The sequence below is a fragment of the Fructobacillus sp. ESL1129 genome (genome assembly GCF_058507945.1).
On sequence record NZ_CP196668.1, the window covers coordinates 362,754 to 382,891 of the forward strand.

Genomic DNA, 20,138 nt, shown 5'->3' on the forward strand with positions numbered 1-20,138 from the left:
TGTGAAATCCTTTTTTACTCTCTCACTTGTCCGTCACCAAACACTTCATACTTAATGGTGGTTAGTGCAGCAAGTCCCATTGGTCCGCGGGCATGTAGTTTTTGCGTTGAAATACCGATTTCCGCACCGAAGCCAAATTCAAAACCATCCGTGAAACGAGAAGAAACGTTCTGATAAACAACGGCGGCGTCCACTTGATTCATAAAGTTTGTCACATTTTGAACGTTTTCAGATAAAATTGTCTCGGAATGATGGGTTGTGTGCTCGTTAATCCAGTCGATAGCTTGCTCGCAGTCCTCCACTACTTTGATAGCCATAATCAAATCGTTATATTCCGTATCCCAATCCTTTTCATTGGCTGCTAAAATCCGATCATCAATCGTCCGTGACTGCTCATCACCACGCAACTCAACGCCTTTTTCAATCAAGGCTTGCACAACCTTCGGTAAAAAGTCCTTCGCAATTGCCTCATGAACCAGCAACTTTTCGGCTGAATTGCAGACTGCTGGTTTTGACGTTTTAGCGTTTACAATCACAGAAATTGCTTGGTCTTGATCTGCTGATTCATCCACAAAAATATGGGTATTGCCAGCACCCGTTTCAATCACGGGAACGGTTGCATTTTGAACAACAAAGTCAATAAAGGCTTTAGAACCACGTGGAATAAGTACGTCAACGTACTTGCGCATACCTAATAATTGGTTAACGCTCTCATGAGAAGTATCTTCAATTAGTTGAATGATGTTACGATTCAGACCATTGTCAGACAGCACGTTCCGCAAGACTTTTGCTAGTACTTTATTCGTTCGAATGGCCTCCTTGCCACCCCGTAGAATAACTGCGTTACCAGATTTAATGGCCAAGGCGGCGGCATCAACCGTCACATTTGGACGCGCTTCATAAATCATGGCCACCACACCAAGTGGGACCGTTTTCTTGGTTATTTTAAAACCCGTTGAATGCTTCCAGGAATCGTATGAACCAGCTAGTGGATCTGGTAAAGTCGCCACCGCGCGCAGAGACGCGGCGATGCCTTGAATGACTGATTGATTAACGGTTAGTCGATTCCGCATGGGACCAGACAAGTCACTAGCAGCCGCCAAGTCTTCATCATTAGCCCGAATAATTTCTTCCTGTTGGCTAAGCAAAGCCGTTGCCATTGCTTGAAGTAGCTGGTTTCGCTCTTCGTTTCTCAGTTGGGCAGCCGCCTGGCTGGCAGCCTTTGCTTGTTGCCCAATCGTTTCCATCGTCATCATGCTTGTTCTCCTTGAAAATGTGTTCCAATTGCCTTACCTTCAATCACTGCACGAATATTTTCTGGATTGTTTCCGTTGACTAGGACCATTTTCCGACCATGGGTCATCATGTAATCAGCCGCTTTTAACTTGGTTGCCATCCCGCCGGTGCCGAGTCCAGAAGACGATCCAGTGGCTGCTTGCCTGATGGCATCCGTCACTTCATGAACCTTTCGTAAGGGCTTAGCCTGCGGATTGGTGTTCGGATTAGCAGTATACAGCGCATCTACGTCCGATAAGACAATCAGATTAGCACCCATTTCTTCTGCCAATAAGGCAGCCAACCGATCGTTATCACCAAAAGAGTGCTGATGATCAAGCTCATCCACGGCAATGACATCGTTTTCATTAACTATTGGAATCACCTTTTGCATCAGCAACTCATTGATGGCAGCCTTCGTATTAGCTAACATCGCCGGGTTTTCAAAGACATCATACGTCAGTAAGACCTGACCAACGAGTTGCTGGTAGAAAGCAAAAGCCTGATTATAGATAGTCATTAAGTACCCCTGACCAATGGCAGCTAAGGCTTGTTGTTGCGGAATCTCCTTTGGCCGGCTGTCGAGGCCCATTTGATCAATGGCCACCCCAATGGCCCCTGAAGTGACAAAAAGGATTTCGTGTCCATCTTTTTCCAAAGTCGTCAACACCTGCGCTAAGCGGTTAATGACTGGATAGTTTACCTGTCCAGTCGAATCCACAATGGTGCTCGTTCCAACCTTTACAAGAATACGTTGCCAATCTGCCATGAACTTTCCCTCAATTGTTTTTCTTTCAATTATAGCAGTAAATAATTCTTAAATTAATCATTTCAGAAAAAGTCGTTCGACTGCCATTAAAAGGAGTGGCAATCAATCGTTCGTTCCAAAACCAATCAACGGCCTGACGATTCAAGACTATTTTAAAAATTACGTATCGTAAGATGTTAGAAAAGTTATCAAGATTTAATTGGTCTAATAAAAAAAGACGTAAACTAAAAACAATGTTAATCAAGAACTTTCGAAAGGAATTTACTTATGCAGGCTGGAGACATTGCTTTTATATTGATATCATCGCTTTTAGTTTGGTTAATGACCCCTGGACTGGCTTTCTTTTATGCCGGTGCGGCTGATGAAAAGAACCGTTTATACATGTTACGACTCGGTCTAATTATAATTGGTCTAGTCAGTATTCTCTGGTTTGCCTTCGGCTATTCCTTTGCCTTTACCGGTAGCGAGAACTTTTCAAAAGTGTTCAACCAACTTTTCTTTAATGGCGTTTCATTTACTCATTCCACACGTGAGCTAACCATTCCAGACGACCTCTTCGCCTTCTTTCAAGGCACCTTCGCCATGATTACGGTGCTCATTATTGTTGGGTCAGTTCTTGGTCGAATGAAAACAAAGGCCCTTTTGCTCTTTCTCAGCTTCTGGTTGCTCGTTGTTTATGCGCCCTTAGCTCATATGGTTTGGGATAACGGCTTTATCGCACGCCTGGGAGCCATTGACTTTGCCGGCGGGACCGTTGTCCACATCTCGTCAGGTGTGACGGGATTGGTCTTAGCGCTAATGCTTGGCCGTCGTCGCGATATGAAGGTAATCCCCGCTAAAAGTTCATACACCTTTATTGGCGGTCTCCTACTTTGGCTCGGTTGGTTTGGATTCAATGGTGGTTCTGCCTTAGCAGCAAACGGACAGGGAATCCTGGCCATGTTTAACAGTGCCATTGCCTCGGCCGCAGGTCTTCTTGGCTTTTCTTACTGTGCCTATCGAAAGCAAAGCAACATCACAATCAGTGACCTATTCAACGGTGCACTGGCTGGATTGGTTGCCATCACACCAGCAGCCGGATTTGTGGCACCTTGGGCAGCCTTGCTCTTTGGTATGGTTGCAGCGCCCGTTATCTATTGGTCACTTTCAACTTTGAAAACGAAGTGTCAGTATGACGACACGCTCGACGCCTTCGGCATTCACGGTGTGGGCGGCATCCTCGGCGCCTTACTAACCGCTATCTTCGCGGATAAATCCTTCTTCTCCCCCGTCCAAGGTGTCATCCATGGCAATTGGACCTTACTGGGCGAACAAGCTCTGGCTGTCCTGTTGACGGTTGCATTCACCGCCGCTCTTTCCTACCTCCTTGCAAAAGTCGTTGCACTGTTTACCAACGGCTCACTCCGTGTCTCGGCAGCTATTGAAGACCGTGGCTTAAATTAATTAGGTGAAACAAAAATCCTAGTAACGTATCGATTTAAACACGTTACTAGGATTTTTTATTAGTCGATATTCGCTGCACAACACTTGATAAACTCTTTTCGCTGTGCTTCCGTACTTTTCTGAGTATTCATGTTCCCAAGAACCAAAGTTTTGGTGACCTTGATGCCACAGAAGCCAAGGACAAGGTGCTTCCAACGGTAAACAACGCTACCGTAAATGGACTTTGTAAAGAAAGCTGGACCACGACTCGTAATGAAGAGTTTGGCCGTTTTGCCAGTTAGCAGCTTATCAATTTTGGTTGCTGATTGATAGTGATAGGCGAAGTGCGGTGTCAACGTGCGATCCAAAAAGCCCTTTAACATGGCTGGTTCGGCCCCCCACCATGTTGGAAAGAAGAAGACTAGCTGATCGGCTTCTTTAATCAGTTCCTGATAGTGGTTAGGCTTACTTTCATCTTCCATGTGCTGACGGAAGCCGTATTCAAGATTTGGATTAAAGTCCTCTTCTGCTAAATCAATCATTTTGACCTCGTGACCGACCGCTTGTGCTTTTTCGTAATAATTAACGGCGTTAGCGTGGTTAAAGGACTGACTATCAGGATGTCCTTGAATGATTAATAGTTTCATCTAATCTCTCCTTTTTGTGCCACTACCGGTTGCTTAACTAAGTAATCCAGGATTTTAGCTAAGACGACCTCATTTTCTTCAGGCACACCATGTGTCAAGAGGTCATTAGCAGTTTGGCGTAAGTCATTCCCTTCATTAGCATATTGACCGTCGTTTGCCACCATTTCACGAACAGCATCCGCATCCGGCTCAAAGTGAAACTGTAAACCAACAACGTTGCCCATGACAAAACCTTGGTTCGCCACTAAATCAGAAGAGAAAAGTAACTCCGCTTCCTTTGGAATGGCAAACTGATCTTCGTGCCAATGTAAAACGGTCATTTGATCAGGTAAGCCTGGAATTCGATTACTCTGTCGGCGAACTGGCGCCCAGCCAACTTCTTTATGGGCAGCTTTGCTGATGGGATAACCCAGCACTTTGACAATTTGTTGCGCGCCATAGCAGATGCCAAGAACGGGCTTCTCAGCAGCTAACATGTCAGCAATCAATAGTCGTTCGTTTTTGATATAGTCATCCAAATCGTTCGGTGACTGCGGGCTGCCGAGTACGACCAAAAAGTCCGTTTGTTCTTCCTTTGGCAACACACCTAAGAAATGGACCGGATGGTAAACCGTCATTTCGTGACCATTTCGCTTCGACCAATCAGCGATTGTGCCAGGGCCTTCGTCTGGTGTGTGCTGTAAGACATTAATGCGCATAAAAAAACCTTTCCATCGACGGCAATTTGATATGGGTTTCGCCTGCATCTGCCCTTATTTGCCTCTATTATAGCAGAGAACGAAAAAGTGTCTAATTTATTTAGCGATTATTCATGCGACTGTTATAATATCACTAGCCTTTTATAACTTTTGGAGGAAAACATGTCGATAAAAAACCTTATTTTTGACCTCGATGATACCCTACTTGACTTTAAGGGTGGCGAAGTGGCCGACATCAAAGAACTTTTTGCTACTCATTGTCACTTAGAGGGGCCAGCACTAGAAAAAGCCTTAGCAACTTATCAGGGCATTAACAGCCGACTTTGGTATCAGTATGAGATGAAAGAAATTGATCGAGAAGAAATCTTTACTAGCCGCTTCCCCAAAACCTTGGCCGCTCTCGGCCTGACAGAGCAAGCTGACGCTAAACAACTGGAAGAAGACTACGCCTACTTACGTGATCATAACTACCGCATGCTTGACGGGGCAAAGGAGCTTCTCGAAACCCTTAGCAAGCGTTATACGCTCTTTGCAGGGACAAACGGTCAGGAAGAAACCCAATACCGCCGACTGAAGGCAACGGGCTTACTCCCCTATTTTACTAAGGTATACACTTCCGAAGGCTTAGGGGTTGCCAAGCCGGATGCCAGCTTCTTTGAAAAAATTTTTAGTGCCGAAACAGCCGTTCAAAAAGAGGAAACCATTATGATTGGGGATGGCCTCTATTCGGATATATTAGGTGGACAAAATGCTCAGATGGCTACTATCTGGGTGAACTTAAAACATAAGGAGTTACCAACCGATATTCATCCTTCCAAGCAAGTGCATTCACTGAACGAATTAGCAGAAATTCTCTAAAAAAACGACACCCGAAAAGGTGTCGTTTTTTATTTCTTTAAAAGACGGAAGAAATGTTTTCATCACCCTGTTCAAAAGTGATGATTCGGTGCATGGCCTTATCGTCGTGTAAGGCTGCAACAATCATTGCTGCCACGTCGGCGCGGCTGACTGTGCCTGCTCCGGCTTCCTGGTCCGTAATCTGCTTAATCTTACCAGTCCCAGCCTCATCAGTTAGCGTCGTTGGTCTGAGAATGGTGTAGTTCAATCCAGATTGCTGCAAAAGTCGATCGGCATAGTGTTTCATCATAAAGTAAGTGTAAATGCCAGACTTAACCCAGACCGCCCGGTTATCTGCCCCGGCAGCCGACACCATGACGAATTGCTGAACATCCGCTTTCTTAGCAGCTTCCATCGACTTGACAGCACCGTCCAGGTCAATTTCCGTTGTCCGTTCTGCGCCGCCCTTACCGCCAGCACCAGCCGAAAAAACAACCTGATCAATCTGATAATCCGTCATGATTTTGGCCATTTCATCAGCTGACTTCGTCAAGTCGAAGAGTACGGGATTCAACCGATCTTCCGTTGCTAAGTCATCGAACTGGTTAGGGTCCCGAAAACCAGCGTAAACATGATCACCGGTAGCAGCCAAATCAGCGGCTGCCAATGAACCGACTTTTCCGTGTGCACCAATTACTAAAATATTTGCCATAGCAAACTCCCTTCTTTTGTCTTAAATAATCACCTTACTGATTCTTCGGTCAACACCGTTTTTTGACGAATTTGTAAATCATCCGAAAAGTCATAAAGAATCGGCTGACCATTTGGAATCTCCACCTTCGTCACTTCCTCAGCTGTTAAACCTTCAATGAGTTTCGTTAGTGCCCGAATGGAGGTGCCGTGAGCGACAACCAGCACATCCTTTCCCTGTTTCAAATCGGTTAAAATACCACTTTCAAAAATTGGTCGGACACGATTTTCAGTTGTCTGGATGTTTTCACTCTTTGGTAAAAGACCGTATGGTACTTTCGCATAGCGATGATCAAAGGCAGGATAGGTTTGACCATCAATCGTGACCTTGGGGTGGATTCCTTCGGCGTCTGGTGGCAGAACCGAATAGGAACGACGCCAAGTTTGCACTTGGTCCCGACCATATTTTTGTCGCATCTCATCCTTATCCTCGCCTTGAAGAATCCCATAATGGCGTTCATTTAATCGCCAACTCTTTCGTTGCGGAACAAATGATTGCCCTAGCTCCTCAAGAACCCGGTTAATCGTCATAATGGTCCGTGATAAAACGGACGAATAGGCACTCGAAAACTGCAGACCTTGATCTTGCAAAAGGCGGCCAGCGTTTCTCGCCTGTTCCTTTCCCGTTTCTGAAAGCTGCGTATCAATCCACCCATTGAAACGGTTCGATTGGTTCCATTCGCTTTGACCATGACGAATTAAGACAAGTGTTGGCATAAGTAACTCCTTTTATTCTGCCCTATTTTACACTTTGGGAACCCGTAGGGACAAGTCCCTAAATAGAAAAAGACGCCGCAGCGTCTTATTCAATCGGCATTACAACTTAACACCGTATTCTTCAAAGAATTCAGGTAAGGTCTTCAATGACTGGCCGTCGTATGAATCAAGGAAGTCACGAACATTCTTAGCCTTTGGTACATCGAAGTTTGCATTGTAACTTGGGTTAAGCGTTTCAACGTAGTGATCGCCTTCTGGCTTCAACTGAAGCTCTTCAACTGGCAAGGCACGCTTTGGCGAAATCTTGACGTCAATCAAGAATGGCCGACCCGCTTTCGTCACTTCAACCGCCTTGTCAAAGGCAGCTGGCAACTCAGCAGGTTCCGTCACTTGAACTGACTCAACACCCATTCCTTCAGCAATCTTAGCAAAGTTCTGATCTTCCAAATCAATTCCTGAACGGTGCATGGCCACATCATCTTGTTCGGACTTGATAAAGTCAAGTACTTTGTTCGATGTAATGACGTTAATGATTGGCAACTGGTACTTCCGCTCCGTAATGAGGTCTTGCATAATCATCGAGAAGGCACCATCACCGGCAACTTGAATTGCTTGACGGTCAGGGAAAGATAACTTTGCGGCTAGAGCACCTGGAAGTCCCGTACCCATTGATGCAAAGAGTGCTGAAATGACCATCTTTTGCTTCTTTGAAACCTGTAAGTGGCGGAAGGCATTGATAATGTTGTCCCCGACATCGATGGAGAAGATGGCGTCATCTTCAGCAATCCGGTTAATCTGCTTGTAAATAGCGGCTGGATTGATTGGATCAGCCTCACTATTTTCTTGTGCCTTCATGTATTCTTGCCAGTTCTTGTTATCCGCAATGGCCGCCTGCATGAATGGACGTTCAGGAACCTGATTTGCTTTCGCAAGAGCTGCCTCAACGAAGGCCGTTGCATCTGCCCAGATACCAAAGCCAAGGTTGTGGTGACGGCCTAATTCGACACGGTCGTTATCAACCTGGATGAATTTAAATGGATGGGTCGTGTAGATCAAATCAGCAAACGGGAAGTCCGCTCCGATGGTAATCACCAAATCGGCACTTGCCATGATTTCATCGGCTGCCTTGTGAGCAGCACGGTTGGCCATTCCTAAGTTTCCCTCGTAGGCTTCGCTGATGTGCCCCTTAGCCAGTCCAGTCATCACAATTGGAATCTGTAGCTTCTTTGACAATTCGATGATGGCATCACCGCCGTCTTGAATTCCACGACCAACGTGGAAGACGGGGCGCTTTGCTTCAGCGACCATTTCAAGGAACTTGTCGATTTCCTTTTCAGTTGGTTGCACAACCGGTACTTGTTTGTCATCACTAGGTCCATGAGAACCGTATGCCAAATCGGGAATCTGAACATAGCCCAAGTCGTTTGGAATAATTACAACGGCGACACCACGGTGCTTGTAAGCTTCGCGAATCGCTTGATCAACAACGTGTGGCAGGCTTTCAGCAGTCATCACCGTCCGGCAGTAGACGGAGACATCTTCAAAGATGGGATCTTCATTAAACTCCTGGAAGAAGTTCGAGTTCATCACCTTTGTGCCTGTTTGACCAACCAAAGCCAGAACGGGTGCGTGATCTTCACGTGCATCGTATAAACCGGTCAGCAGGTTGGTGGCGCCTGGTCCAGCAGAACCAAAGGCAACACCAATTTTGCCAGTTAACTTGGCATCGGCAGATGCGGCCATCGCGCCAACCTGTTCGTGACGAATCTGAACGTATTGCAAACGTTCTTTTTCATCGGCTAAAGCAGCCATTGTTGAGTTAAAAGAGCCACCAGGATAACCATAAATGTGGTTAACACCCCATTCTTCCAATACCTTTAACATGGCGACGCTTGCAGCTACAGTGTTCTCAGACATTAGACATCTCCTTTTTCCTTTTTTGTTACCCACAGTATAGTCGTTTACTACACATATGTGAAGTAAAGTTTTAAAAAGTTTTGTCAATTTTCATTAGGCCATTAAACAAACTGCTATTCCTAATTGTTTGGCTAATTCTTCCTTTAACTGCACTGCCTGCTTTTCGGTCACATGCTGAACGGACTTAATTTGTCTAGAGACAGTAGCGTGACCAATCCGCCCCCACTCAAAGAAAACGTTTAACTCGTGGGAGAACGGTTGAATAACGAGATGAACTTCGTAAATCACGTTTCGCTTTTTTTCAAATAGCGGATCAATGAGGCGCAAAATATCGGCTACTAGCTTAGTGTTGACCACGTTGCACCTCCGCAAAACGGATATTTGTCCATTCCACTTTTGACTCTCCAAGACAAAAACCACCATCGAAAAAGTCGGTGACGACACCGACCATGGGTAGCGGAATCTGACGATTAGCATCGACCGTATTTTCTTGTAACCGTAATCGCCAACCATATTGAGAAGCGAGCAGTACTTGTTCTCTAATCAGCGTCAGTGGTTGCTTTTCCAACCAACTAGCTCGCTCCTGATTTTCATGAAGCAGACTATCCTTTTTCAATTTTGCCGTATGATCGGATAAAAAGAAGCCGTTCCACTTAATTTTGCCGCGCTCACGATAGTCATTTCGAAAATAGCAATCAACAGTTTGAATCCAATCATCTTCTTCCAAAAAATCACTAGTCATAAGCATTTCCTCCGTTATGTCCACCAACTAATCCCGCTCGCTCAATGGCCCGTGCACCGCGCTCAAGGGATAGGGACCGGACGATGGCAGCCGAGCCAAAGCGTTTTCGTAGTTGATCCACCACTCGATCAATCGGATCCTGTTCTTCTGTTTCAGTGAGCGGTGCTTCCTCAAAGAGGGAAATTAGTTGGACTTTATCGCTAGCCAAATCACTCATCGCTACGCCGATATGTCGGACAGGGCGGCCGTTCCAATACTGATTAAATATTTTTTCTAAGACGCTCATCATGGTTGTGCTTCGATTGCTCGGATCAATTCGAACCGTTTTGTGTAGACCGGTCGAACGGTCGTGACGTTCATCGAAATCAATCTTTTGTTCGGCATAACCAAGGTAGAGCGAAACGAGAGCTGCTTGTACTCCGTGGGCCCTCAAACGCGAAGCCACCTGATCCGCCATTTCTAAAATCACCACCCGAATCGCTTCCCGATCTCGATAGTTGTAAGGTAAAACCTGCGAATTACCGTAGGATTTATTTTTAACTTGAATTTTTTCAGTGAGGTCAGAGCGGTCAATTCCCCAGGATAAGGCGAAGAGTTGTTCACCCATCAGACCTAGCTTCTTCCTTAATTGATAAGGGTTGTAATGGGCAAGGTCGCCCATTGAATTGATTCCCCAACTCTGCAGTTTCTTGGCCGTTTTTCGACCAATCGACCAGACCTTGCCAAAATCCGTAACCGGCCATAGCTTGTCTGGTACGTCTTCATAATGCCATTCTGCCAATAAGTGACGAGCAGATTTCGCCTCCAAATCAAGCGCCAACTTAGCCAGTGCCGGACTGTCTCCAATCCCAATGGACAGGTAAATGCCAGTTTCTTTAAGAACGTGCTTTTGAATCCGTTCAGCCACTGCTTTTGGCGAATCGCCAAAAAGTGGCCAAAAGTTTGTCATATCGAGAATGGATTCGTCAATGGAATACGGAAGCAAATGCGCCTCATCCACATACTGCTGGTAAATGGCGTTAATTTCCAGATTCTTTTTGATGTAAAGATTCATCCGCGGTTCAGCCTTAATCAACTGGGGAATATCCGGGACGTCCTTTTGTCTGGTAACGTTGGAGATTCCTAACATTTTCTTAGCCATGGGAGAAGAGGCCAGTACGAGCCCCCCTTTCAGGTTCTCCTGATGGGACATGACGACAAGCAAGGCTTTCAATGGATTCAGCTTTCGTTCCACGCACTCCACGCTCGCATAAAAGCTCTTCGAATCAATTAGAAAAACGACTCGTCGCTCTTCATTTGCGTAAATCGTTTCAAGCGCTTTGTTGACCATTCTCGTTCACCTCCGTAACTGCTCACTCAATTATACGAACAGATGTTCGTATTTTCAAGCAAAAAAAGGCATCGACCAAAATAATTTAATCGATGCTGATTTATTTATTGTTTTATTGTAAGTGAACTTACTTTTTTGACTATAGCAGGTTCATTTCGACCATTTTTTCGGCAATTTCAACGGTGTTCCAAGCCGCACCCTTCAACAGATTGTCCGAAACAATCCAAAGGTGAAAGGCGCCTGGATTTTCCAAATCGGCCCGAATACGTCCGACGAAAGTCTCCCGCTTTCCTTCCGCTTCAACCGGCTGTGGGTAAACCTGGTGCGCCACATCATCTTCCAAGACAACGCCAGGAAAATCAACCATCAACTGACGAATGTCAGCTACCGTGGCTTGTTCATCCCCCGTCTGCACATAGACACTCTCCCCGTGCCCGATAATGACTGGAACACGTACGGCAGTTCCCGTGACTTTCATTGCCGCGCTATCCTTATCATCCAAGAGGATTTTCTTCGTTTCATGGATCATCTTGTATTCTTCATGCGTGTAGTCCCCGTCCTCAAAGACATCAATCTGAGGCAGTAAGTTAAAGGCCAGTGGATAGTGCTTTTTATCGGACTTAACGGGTAGAATCTTAGCATGTTCAGCCATTGATTGACCGTCCAACCGAGCCTGTGCCTCCGCTTTAACTTCATCAATCGCCGCTTGACCAGCACCAGATGCCGCTTGGTAAGTTGAAATAATCACCTGGTCCAGGCCAAAACGATCATGAATCGGCTTTAACGCCATGACCAGCTGTGTCGTTGAACAGTTGGGGTTGGCAATAATGCCCTTATGATGAAGCAGGGCTTCGGGATTAACTTCCGGCACCACTAAGGGCACGTTGTTATCCATGCGCCAGTAGGAAGAATTATCAATCACAACGGCCCCAGCCTTGACTGCAGCCGGTGCCAAGTTCTTTGAAACCGAGCCGCCAGCCGATGCCAGAACAAGGTCAACCCCTTCAAATGAGGATGGTGTTGCTTCTTCCACCGTAAGAACTTCGTGTCCAAAGGGCACTTTTTCACCAGCAGACTTCGCCGATGCGAGTGCCCGAACAGTCCCATAAGGAATGGTGGACTGCTGTAATTGATCCAAAATGCGGCGACCAACGGCACCAGTGGCACCTAAAACCGCAACGGTTAACTTCTTCTCTGACATGCTTTTTCTCCTTAGTGCTTAAAGGCAGCTTGAATCGTTGCCTTAATTTGCTCCGTCGTAATGACTTGGCGGTGCCGAATTGGCCGTTCATAAAGGTTCGCCATCTGAACGGGAATCGTGGTCTTGGTTGCTTCCGATAGGGCCACCAAACCGGCTTGGCCCGCTACCGCTTCTTTACCCAAAGCAGTTAATACCGTCTGGGCAAACTTATAAGGGCTTGCCGTTGACGCCAGCAACGTGTGTCGACTACCCTCGTTGTACAAGGCCTTCGCAACGGCCGTGTGGGGATCAATGAGGTAATGATCTTTTCCATAGGTTTCTTGTATTGTTTGCAAAACCGTTTCTTGACTAGTCCAACCCGCTGAAAAGTCTTGCAGAGCAGTGCGACTTTCGGCTGGTAAGTGATACTGGCCCTTTTCTTGTAGATCCGTCATTAATTGGCGAACAACGTCGCTATTGCGGTCAGTGGCAAAATACAGCAAGCGTTCTAGGTTTGAAGAAACCAAAATATCCATGGCCGGTGCGTTGGTCACCTTGAAATCCCGTCGCCGGTCATAGACACCTTGATTGAAAAAGTCGGTCAGCACATTGTTTTCATTTGAAGCAACGGTAAAGTGGTGAACTGGTAAACCAACTTGACTAGCATAATAGGCCGCCAGCATATTACCGAAGTTTCCCGTTGGGACAACAATATCAATCGCTTCCCCGGGTGCAATATCTCCCTTAGCAATCAGTTGCCCATAGCCGGCAAAATAGTAAACAATCTGAGGAATGAGTCGCCCGATATTGATGGAATTGGCCGATGACAATTGAATTTGTTCTTTCTCGAGAAAGTCGTGAAAGCCAGCGTCTGACAATAGTTCTTTGACCGCCCGTTGTGCCTGGTCAAAATTACCTTCCAATCCATAAACATAGGTGTTTTTACCAGGCTCGGACTGCATTTGCTGCCGTTGGATGTCGGATATGCCCTTCTTAGGATACAAAACAGCAATTTTTGTCTTAGGAACATCCGCGAATCCGGCCATGGCTGCCGTTCCTGTGTCACCGGACGTTGCCGTTAAGATGGCAATCTCTTTGTCTAATCCTTCTTTTTTAGCCGCTAATTTTACAAGCTGTGGCAAGGCCTGTAGCGCCACATCTTTAAAGGCCATGGTTGGTCCATGAAACAGCTCCAAATAGTGTAAGTGACCAAAATCAGCTAAGGGTACAATTTGCTCGTTTTGCCATTGTGAGCCATAGGCCTTTCGAATGGCTTCGTGAAGGTCTTCTTCCGCAAAATCCGGTAAAAAGGCAGTGAACACCTTCACGGCGATTTCTTGGTAAGACAGACTTTTTAAGTCGGCCAGGGTCAAATCAAGGGTTGGCCAAGCGTCCGGTACGTACAAACCACCATCATCGGCCAAGCCCTTCAAAATTGCTTGAGCAGATGAAACGGCTGGGCTGTTCCCCCGCGTTGAAATATAAGAAATCATACATGCCTCTCAATCTATTTTGATTTCATTTTCTTATCATAATTTAGGTTATTTTATCATAATCGAACGTTTCATTCCATTACCTAGCATGGTAAGCTATGATAAATTAAAAAAACAAGTAAAGGATTAACTTATGACAATTCATGTTGGATTGATTGGCCTTGGCACGGTAGGACAAGGTTTGCTTACCCTACTCGATCGAAACAAAGATTACATCCAAAATAAGCTTGGTGAAGCCATTCAGGTTGACCAAATTTTAGTTCGAAATTTAGAAAAGAAACGTGACAACTTACCCAAAAACGTCTTGCTTACGGATTCCTTTAACGACTTTACTAAAAATTCGAACCTCGATATTATCATTGAAGTGGCCGGTGGCATTCATCCCGCTAAGGAGTGGCTGCAATGGGCACTGGAAAACGGCCGGTCCGTTGTCACGGCAAATAAAGATCTCATTGCCAGCCATGGGAGTGAACTGATTGCCCTTGCCAAGCAAGAAAAAGTCGGCCTTGCCTATGAAGCGGCTGTGGCTGGTGGCATTCCAATTATTGCTAATTTAACGGACTATTATGCCACTGACCAGATTCACTCACTGGCTGGAATCGTCAACGGCACCACGAACTACATGCTTAGCCAAATGAGTCAAAAGGGCTGGGATTACGAGCAGGCCTTGACGAAAGCACAAGAATTGGGCTTTGCTGAAGCCGACCCTAAAAACGACGTCGAGGGAATTGACGCCGCCTATAAGGCCATCATTCTGGCACGCCTCGTCTTTGGCCTTGATTTATCACTCGCAGACTTTCCCATTGAAGGAATCACCGCCGTGCACCCAACTGACCTAGCAACCGCCGAACAGCTTAATGGCAAAATTAAACTCATTTTTGCCATTAACCAAACACAAAACGGTGTGAGTGTTTCGGTTCGCCCCCATTTCTTACATCAAGATAACCTGCTAGCCTCAGTGGAAAATGAAAATAACGCCATCTTAATCAATAGCCAAAGTCTGAACAACACCCTGCTCTTTGGGCCCGGTGCAGGCGCACTGCCAACCGCTCAAGCGGTACTAGCCGACGTATTGGCCACTGCCGAAAGGCGCTTCTATCCGGCACTGCCCCGTCAGGGTGAGTGGCAGTTCCAACATGAAACAAGGCAAAGTCACTTGTTCCTATTGACTACTAAAAACGGCGAAACCCTTTTCAATCAGTTACCAATCAACCAAGTTCTCATTGACCACACCGTTTGGGTACCGGAGCAAAAACAACTGGCCATCTTCACGAAGGTGATTAGCCAACACGACTTTGAAGCGGTTCGTGACCAACTCCAATCAACGAATACTGGCGTAAAGGAGTATCCAATTTACCAATGATTACCATAAAAGTCCCGGCGACATCCGCCAACCTCGGTCCAGGTTTCGATACACTCGGCCTAGCTCTTGACTCCTATTTGGAACTAACGATTGAACAAGAAAGCCCAAACTGGTTCATCAAACACGCCTTTGGTCCCCATATTCCAACAGACGAGCAAAACCTAATTGTCTCTGCAGCTCTTTCGATAGACGCTAACCTACCCGCCCATACCTTACAGGTTCACTCGCCCATCCCCCTTGCCAGAGGGCTGGGCTCTTCTTCATCAGCCATCGTAGCCGGCATTGTTTTGGCCCATGTGCTAAAAAACGAAACCGTGAGTCGACAACAGGTTTTTCAAGAAGCAGCGGCCATCGAAGGCCATCCCGATAACGTAGCGCCCGCTGTTTTTGGTGGCCTACAGCTTTCTTCAGTCACCGAAGAGGGGCGCTTTTCAAGCACGACCCTTCCTTTTCCCGAAGAATTAATCGGGTTGGCACTCATCCCCGACTACGCCGTCTCAACTAAGAAAGCACGGGCCATTTTACCGAAAAAACTCCGCTACAAGCAGGTGGTCCAACAGGGAAATGCTTTGGCTCGCCTGATTGCAGCCTGTTATACCACCGATGCTGAATCAATTCGCCAACTTGTCGAGGAAGATCAAATCCATGAGCAGTACCGAGCACGACTTTGTCCAGCCCTTCCGAAAGTGCGCGAATTGGAAGCCAACATGGGGATTCATGGATCCTATCTTTCGGGAGCTGGTCCAACCATCATGACCCTGGCTACGGCAGACGAAATCAAGCGACTAGAAGCACCATTGGCTGAGCTCCAAAAAGACGCAATCGTTCAAACGATGGCGATTAGTCAGCAAGGTTATCAAATCATTCAATAGTGAAAGGCAGTTAATTGAATATGAAAGTCATTAAATTTGGTGGTTCATCATTGGCCAACGGACAGCAGTTTGAGCGTGTCGTAAACATTATTCGAGAAGACCCCCAAAGGCGGGTTGTCGTCACCTCCGCTCCTGGAAAATCCGCCACCGAATCAGTCAAAGTCACGGACATGCTGTTACAATACGCCGAATCTTGTATTAGCGGTCATCCCGATGAGCAGCTACTCAAAGCGATTAAGGCGCGTTACCGTCAAATTGCCGACAGCTTTGCCGTTAGCGAAGCAGATTTAGCCACGATTACCGACCAATTGGATGCACTGAACCAAGCACACTACCCTAGTTATCGACAACTATGCGAATACTTTGCTGCCCATGGCGAACTGCTCAACGCCCAGCTGTTGGCACTAATTCTTCAATCACAGGGCGTGCCGGCACGCTTCGTTTTACCCACCCAGATTCGTTTCGAATCAAAAAAGAATGATGAAGCCGTCTTTGATGAAGAAAAAAGTTTGGATCGTTTGGCTACCTTCCCTGTGGAAAAAGACGTGGTCTATGTCTTTCCTGGTTTCTTTGGTTTCGACCAGCACAGTCGCATTCGGACTTTTTCACGCGGTGGTTCGGACATCACGGGTGCCATCCTCGCGGAGGGATTGCAGGCTAGTTTATACGAAAACTTCACCGATGTTTCAGCCATTGCGACGGTTGACCCAAACGTTATTGCCAATCCAGAGCCGATTAAGGCCATGTCTTATTCCGAAATGCGGGAACTTTCCTACGCCGGCTTTAACGTCTTTCACGACGAAGCCATTATCCCAGCCATTCATGGTCAGGTACCGATTTGCGTCAAAAACACCAACGATCCAGATGCCTTGGGTACTTGGATTGGGCCGGCCAGTCAACTCAAGGATTCTCGTAACATTACCGGGATTGCCTGCACCAAGCACTTCGCTGCCCTCTACTTGCATCGTTACTTGCTAAATCGTGATAGTCAGTTTACCCGCCGACTCCTTGCACTCATGGCTGACTACAAGATTTCTTATGAGCACATGCCCAGTGGAATTGATGATTTAACGGTTATTTTCAACCGCGAAAACCTCAGCGAAAAACAGCTCCAAGAATTTGTGCAGGCCGTTCGGCAAGAACTGGCTCCCGATATCATCCGTTTACACGACCAACTCGCCATCATTATGGTCGTTGGTCAGGGAATGAAGAACCGGTCCGGTGCTCTTGAACAAATCATTGCCCCACTGGCAAAGGAAAAAATTTCCTTGCAAATGGTCAACCAGGGCGCTTCCGAAATTGCCATTATGCTAGCCGTCGACGAAGAGGATGCAAAACGGGCCATTAAGGCCATTTACGACTCGGAGTTTGTTTAAATTTAACTCCTGATTACTAAAACAGCCGATGCGTTTTAACTAACGCATCGACTGTTTTTTATTCGGCTCATCATCGAAAGATGTTTTCACCACATTTTCTATTGTTTCGGCACAACCCAATACTTCGTATCATTATGTTTTTGAACAAATTCTGCAAATTCTTTTGATTGGTAAGCCTTTTTAACCGCTTTTGCCCATGCCTTATTTTTATCCTTTTGGTTGACCGTTGCCACGAGGTAGTAAGCATCCGCCAACTTCTCTTGATAAAGAATATCTGAGGATGGCACCTTAGCAGGATAGGAATCCGAACCAGGCAAGACCACGTAGGCAAATTCGTTTCGAACGCGTGGAATTGTGTATGATTCCATTTCCTTAAACTTCAATCCATTTGGATTTTCAGCAATATCCTTTTGGGTTAACTTGATTTCGTTAACACCCGACTTTAACTTAATTAAGCCAGCCTGGGCAAGCAATCGGTAAGCACGTGACATGTTGGATGGATCGTTTGGAATGGCGATGGTATCGCCTGCTGCTACATCGTTTAAACTGTGTTTGGCCCCGGTATAAAGTCCCATTGGTACTGTCGGAATTTTGACAATAGCTGTTAAATGACCATGCTTCTCTTTATTAAAATTATCGAGATAGGCAGTGTGTTGATCAACATTTAAATTGGCTTCGCCATTATTTAAAGCAATGTCGGCGTTCAATAGCACACTAAAATTCTTTGAACGAACTTGATACCCCTCTTTCTCAAGGATTGGTTTCACCCCGTCCAAGAACATTTCACTATAGGGACCCGGTGAAGTGGCAACGGTAATGATTTTATCCGCATTTTTTTCGTGCTTAGGTGCAAAAGAAAGGTAGGCCGCCCCAACTAATACGAAAGCAGCAAGGGCACTAAAAATGATTTTTTTCTTACTCATCTCTCCCCCTCCTAATTCTGTGCAACTTGAAAGGCCTGTTCCAAATCGGCAATCAAGTCCTCAGGGTCTTCCAAACCAACGGACAGCCGGACCAAATTCGGCTTAATACCGGCTTTTTCCCGTTCTTCAACGGGTAGTTCGAGATGGGTCATGAAGTATGGCAGCTCAATCAGACTTTCGACTGATCCAAGGCTGACGGCAAGCCAGATTAACTTTGTATTGTTCACCAACTTCTTAGCATCAACCCCTTCCTTTACTTCAAAGGAAATGACACCCCCAAAACCACGCAGTTCCGTCCTAGCAATCTGGTCTGATTCATCACCAGCCTGACCAGGATAATAAAGGTTATCAATGACATCCGTTCTTGTTTCCAAATAGTCCAATACCCGACGTGCATTTGCTAAATGGCGGTCCAAACGCACTGACAACGTCTTGATTCCGCGAATAACAAGGGCCGAGTCTTGCGGTGACAGAATACCCCCAATGGCGTTTTGCGCAAAGTAAAGTTGATCACCGAAATCTTGATCATTTGTCACAACTAATCCAGCAATCACGTCAGAGTGACCAGCCAAGTACTTAGTAGCCGAGTGAATGACCACGTCAGCACCCAGTTGCAGTGGCTGTTGCAAGTATGGCGTCAAGAAGGTATTATCCACGATGACTTTGGCAGAACGGGCGTGGGCAATGTTGGCAATCTGGCGGATACTCGTGACTTTCAAGAAGGGATTGTCAATCGGCTCAAAGTAAACCGCCTTGGTGTTTTCTTGGAATGCATCCGCCACTTCTGCCAGATTCTGCGTATCGACGGCCGTAAAGTCGATGTTCAACTTCGTCAAGTAGTCATAAATTAAACGAAACGTGCCACCATAAATGTGCTTAGCCACGATGATGTGGTCACCGGGCCGAAAAGCTGAAAAAGTCGCGTGAATGGCCGCACTCCCTGAGGCAAAGGCAAACCCCCGGCTAGCCCCTTCGAGAGTGGCAATTTGGTTTTCCAAATATTCTCGCGTGGGATTAAGAGACCGTGAGTAATCATACTTATTCACCGCATCAATATCTTTAAATGCAAAAGTCGATGAATGATAGATGGGAACGTTTACCGCGCCCGTATTGTTATCCGTTAACTTATTCAAACCCTTACCAAAAATGAGCTTCGTGTTAAATCCTGTCATGTTTTTCTTTCCTTTCTAACTAAAAAAGTCCCGTAGTCAAAAGACTACGGGACGACTAAATCGTGTTACCACCCTGATTCTAATTAGCATCACTACTAATCACTCAATGGGTACGTCAAAAAGAGATACCCTAACGCGATAACGGGCGCACCCGGTACAGGCTAGCATTCACGCTCACCCATACAAAACTCGAGGACCATTTTTCAAAGGTTTTCGTTCATCAACTCACACCAACGTTGATTCTCTGGGCAACGGCCACCTTCTACTTTTTCCTGTCGCGGTTTGTTGAGGACAGTCTATCAAGACTTTTTTCATTTTGTCAAGTTAAAAATTAAAATAAAATGATAGTTGACAATTTTAAATTTCATGTATAGAATAACTCACAATTTCATAAAATGAACTTTTTTAGAGAAGATTTCTTTGGAACATTAAGGTTAAAGTGAGCGTCGCAAAGTGAGAAGGCGTCCTTATACTGAAGAATGGATGAACTCAATCATTAAAGGCAGACTGTGCAAGCAGCTGTCCGGTAGGAACCGTTATTTTCCCTGACATGTTTGTGTTGTAGAGGCTCGCACTGCAAAGTGCCAGCGAAATTGGGTGGTACCACGAAAGCATTCGTCCCATGGTTTAAAAATCATGGAATGACTGCTTTTTT

Annotated in this window: 19 protein-coding genes and 1 other annotated feature; of the genes, 5 read left to right on the forward strand and 14 right to left on the reverse strand. The window is 46.0% G+C overall.

Annotation, left to right across the window (positions count from 1 at the left end; all coding sequences use genetic code 11):
- Positions 1-14 precede the first annotated feature (14 nt).
- Positions 15-1,256: a glutamate-5-semialdehyde dehydrogenase gene (locus ACSYSL_RS01805; protein ID WP_491708875.1), complete on the reverse strand. Its 1,242-nt coding sequence runs from the start codon at positions 1,254-1,256 to the stop codon at positions 15-17.
- Complete coding sequence (gene proB, locus ACSYSL_RS01810; protein WP_491708876.1) at positions 1,253-2,044, reverse strand: glutamate 5-kinase; 792 nt, start codon at positions 2,042-2,044, stop codon at positions 1,253-1,255. Before proB ends, ACSYSL_RS01805 begins: the two co-directional genes overlap by 4 nt.
- Before the next feature lie 267 nt (positions 2,045-2,311).
- Here proB and ACSYSL_RS01815 point away from each other — a divergent pair, with 267 nt between their 5' ends.
- Positions 2,312-3,487: an ammonium transporter gene (locus ACSYSL_RS01815; protein ID WP_491708877.1), complete on the forward strand. Its 1,176-nt coding sequence runs from the start codon at positions 2,312-2,314 to the stop codon at positions 3,485-3,487.
- Positions 3,488-3,546: 59 nt separating this feature from the next.
- Here the strand turns inward: ACSYSL_RS01815 and ACSYSL_RS01820 are convergent, their stop codons facing one another.
- Together ACSYSL_RS01820 and ACSYSL_RS01825 are read right to left on the reverse strand one after the other, a co-directional pair.
- Positions 3,547-4,113 (reverse strand): NAD(P)H-dependent oxidoreductase, encoded by a 567-nt coding sequence (locus ACSYSL_RS01820; protein ID WP_491708878.1) that lies wholly within the window; start codon positions 4,111-4,113, stop codon positions 3,547-3,549.
- Positions 4,110-4,811 carry a type 1 glutamine amidotransferase gene (locus tag ACSYSL_RS01825; RefSeq protein WP_491708879.1) on the reverse strand — a complete coding sequence of 234 codons (702 nt, stop codon included), beginning with the start codon at positions 4,809-4,811 and terminating at the stop codon, positions 4,110-4,112. The genes ACSYSL_RS01820 and ACSYSL_RS01825 overlap by 4 nt, the downstream gene beginning before the upstream one ends.
- A 162-nt stretch (positions 4,812-4,973) precedes the next feature.
- On the opposite strand from ACSYSL_RS01825, the gene ACSYSL_RS01830 reads away from it, so the two are divergent.
- Positions 4,974-5,669, forward strand: a complete 696-nt coding sequence (locus ACSYSL_RS01830; RefSeq protein ID WP_248657055.1) for a YjjG family noncanonical pyrimidine nucleotidase — start codon at positions 4,974-4,976, stop codon at positions 5,667-5,669.
- Between the two features lie 37 nt (positions 5,670-5,706).
- Here ACSYSL_RS01830 and ACSYSL_RS01835 read toward each other — a convergent pair whose 3' ends face one another.
- The 8 genes from ACSYSL_RS01835 to thrC form a co-directional block, all read right to left on the reverse strand.
- The gene (locus ACSYSL_RS01835; protein WP_187753652.1) at positions 5,707-6,360 is read right to left on the reverse strand and encodes an SDR family oxidoreductase; all 654 of its coding nucleotides are present in this window, start codon (positions 6,358-6,360) and stop codon (positions 5,707-5,709) included.
- Positions 6,361-6,389: 29 nt separating this feature from the next.
- Positions 6,390-7,115, reverse strand: coding sequence for a 2,3-bisphosphoglycerate-dependent phosphoglycerate mutase (locus tag ACSYSL_RS01840; RefSeq protein ID WP_491708880.1), 726 nt, complete (start codon positions 7,113-7,115; stop codon positions 6,390-6,392).
- A 99-nt stretch (positions 7,116-7,214) separates the two neighbouring features.
- Entirely contained in the window at positions 7,215-9,032 is a 1,818-nt protein-coding gene (gene spxB, locus ACSYSL_RS01845; RefSeq protein ID WP_491708881.1) for a pyruvate oxidase, read from the reverse strand.
- Positions 9,033-9,125: 93 nt separating this feature from the next.
- The gene (locus tag ACSYSL_RS01850) at positions 9,126-9,389 is read right to left on the reverse strand and encodes a hypothetical protein (protein WP_491708882.1); all 264 of its coding nucleotides are present in this window, start codon (positions 9,387-9,389) and stop codon (positions 9,126-9,128) included.
- Positions 9,376-9,774 carry a hypothetical protein gene (locus ACSYSL_RS01855; RefSeq protein ID WP_491708883.1) on the reverse strand — a complete coding sequence of 133 codons (399 nt, stop codon included), beginning with the start codon at positions 9,772-9,774 and terminating at the stop codon, positions 9,376-9,378. The genes ACSYSL_RS01850 and ACSYSL_RS01855 overlap by 14 nt, the downstream gene beginning before the upstream one ends.
- Positions 9,767-11,104, reverse strand: a complete 1,338-nt coding sequence (locus ACSYSL_RS01860) for a Y-family DNA polymerase (RefSeq protein ID WP_491708884.1) — start codon at positions 11,102-11,104, stop codon at positions 9,767-9,769. Before ACSYSL_RS01860 ends, ACSYSL_RS01855 begins: the two co-directional genes overlap by 8 nt.
- A gap of 139 nt (positions 11,105-11,243) precedes the next feature.
- On the reverse strand, positions 11,244-12,305 hold the full coding sequence (locus ACSYSL_RS01865) for an aspartate-semialdehyde dehydrogenase (protein WP_491708885.1): 1,062 nt from the start codon (positions 12,303-12,305) through the stop codon (positions 11,244-11,246).
- 11 nt (positions 12,306-12,316) lie between these two features.
- Positions 12,317-13,777, reverse strand: coding sequence for a threonine synthase (gene thrC / locus ACSYSL_RS01870; RefSeq protein WP_491708886.1), 1,461 nt, complete (start codon positions 13,775-13,777; stop codon positions 12,317-12,319).
- 133 nt (positions 13,778-13,910) lie between these two features.
- Between thrC and ACSYSL_RS01875 the strand changes: the two genes are divergently transcribed.
- Genes ACSYSL_RS01875 through ACSYSL_RS01885 form a run of 3 tightly spaced genes read left to right on the forward strand, consistent with a single transcriptional unit; the run spans position 13,911 to position 17,388 of the window.
- The gene (locus ACSYSL_RS01875; protein WP_491708887.1) at positions 13,911-15,140 is read left to right on the forward strand and encodes a homoserine dehydrogenase; all 1,230 of its coding nucleotides are present in this window, start codon (positions 13,911-13,913) and stop codon (positions 15,138-15,140) included.
- The gene (thrB, locus tag ACSYSL_RS01880; protein ID WP_491708888.1) at positions 15,137-16,012 is read left to right on the forward strand and encodes a homoserine kinase; all 876 of its coding nucleotides are present in this window, start codon (positions 15,137-15,139) and stop codon (positions 16,010-16,012) included. The genes ACSYSL_RS01875 and thrB overlap by 4 nt, the downstream gene beginning before the upstream one ends.
- 20 nt (positions 16,013-16,032) lie before the next feature.
- Positions 16,033-17,388, forward strand: coding sequence for an aspartate kinase (locus ACSYSL_RS01885; RefSeq protein WP_491708889.1), 1,356 nt, complete (start codon positions 16,033-16,035; stop codon positions 17,386-17,388).
- A 98-nt stretch (positions 17,389-17,486) separates the two neighbouring features.
- Here the strand turns inward: ACSYSL_RS01885 and ACSYSL_RS01890 are convergent, their stop codons facing one another.
- Positions 17,487-18,311: a MetQ/NlpA family ABC transporter substrate-binding protein gene (locus ACSYSL_RS01890; protein WP_491708890.1), complete on the reverse strand. Its 825-nt coding sequence runs from the start codon at positions 18,309-18,311 to the stop codon at positions 17,487-17,489.
- Positions 18,312-18,322: 11 nt separating this feature from the next.
- Positions 18,323-19,483 (reverse strand): trans-sulfuration enzyme family protein, encoded by a 1,161-nt coding sequence (locus tag ACSYSL_RS01895; RefSeq protein WP_491708891.1) that lies wholly within the window; start codon positions 19,481-19,483, stop codon positions 18,323-18,325.
- A 44-nt stretch (positions 19,484-19,527) separates the two neighbouring features.
- Positions 19,528-19,771 (reverse strand) — a binding site (T-box leader).
- Between the last annotated feature and the right edge of the window lie 367 nt (positions 19,772-20,138).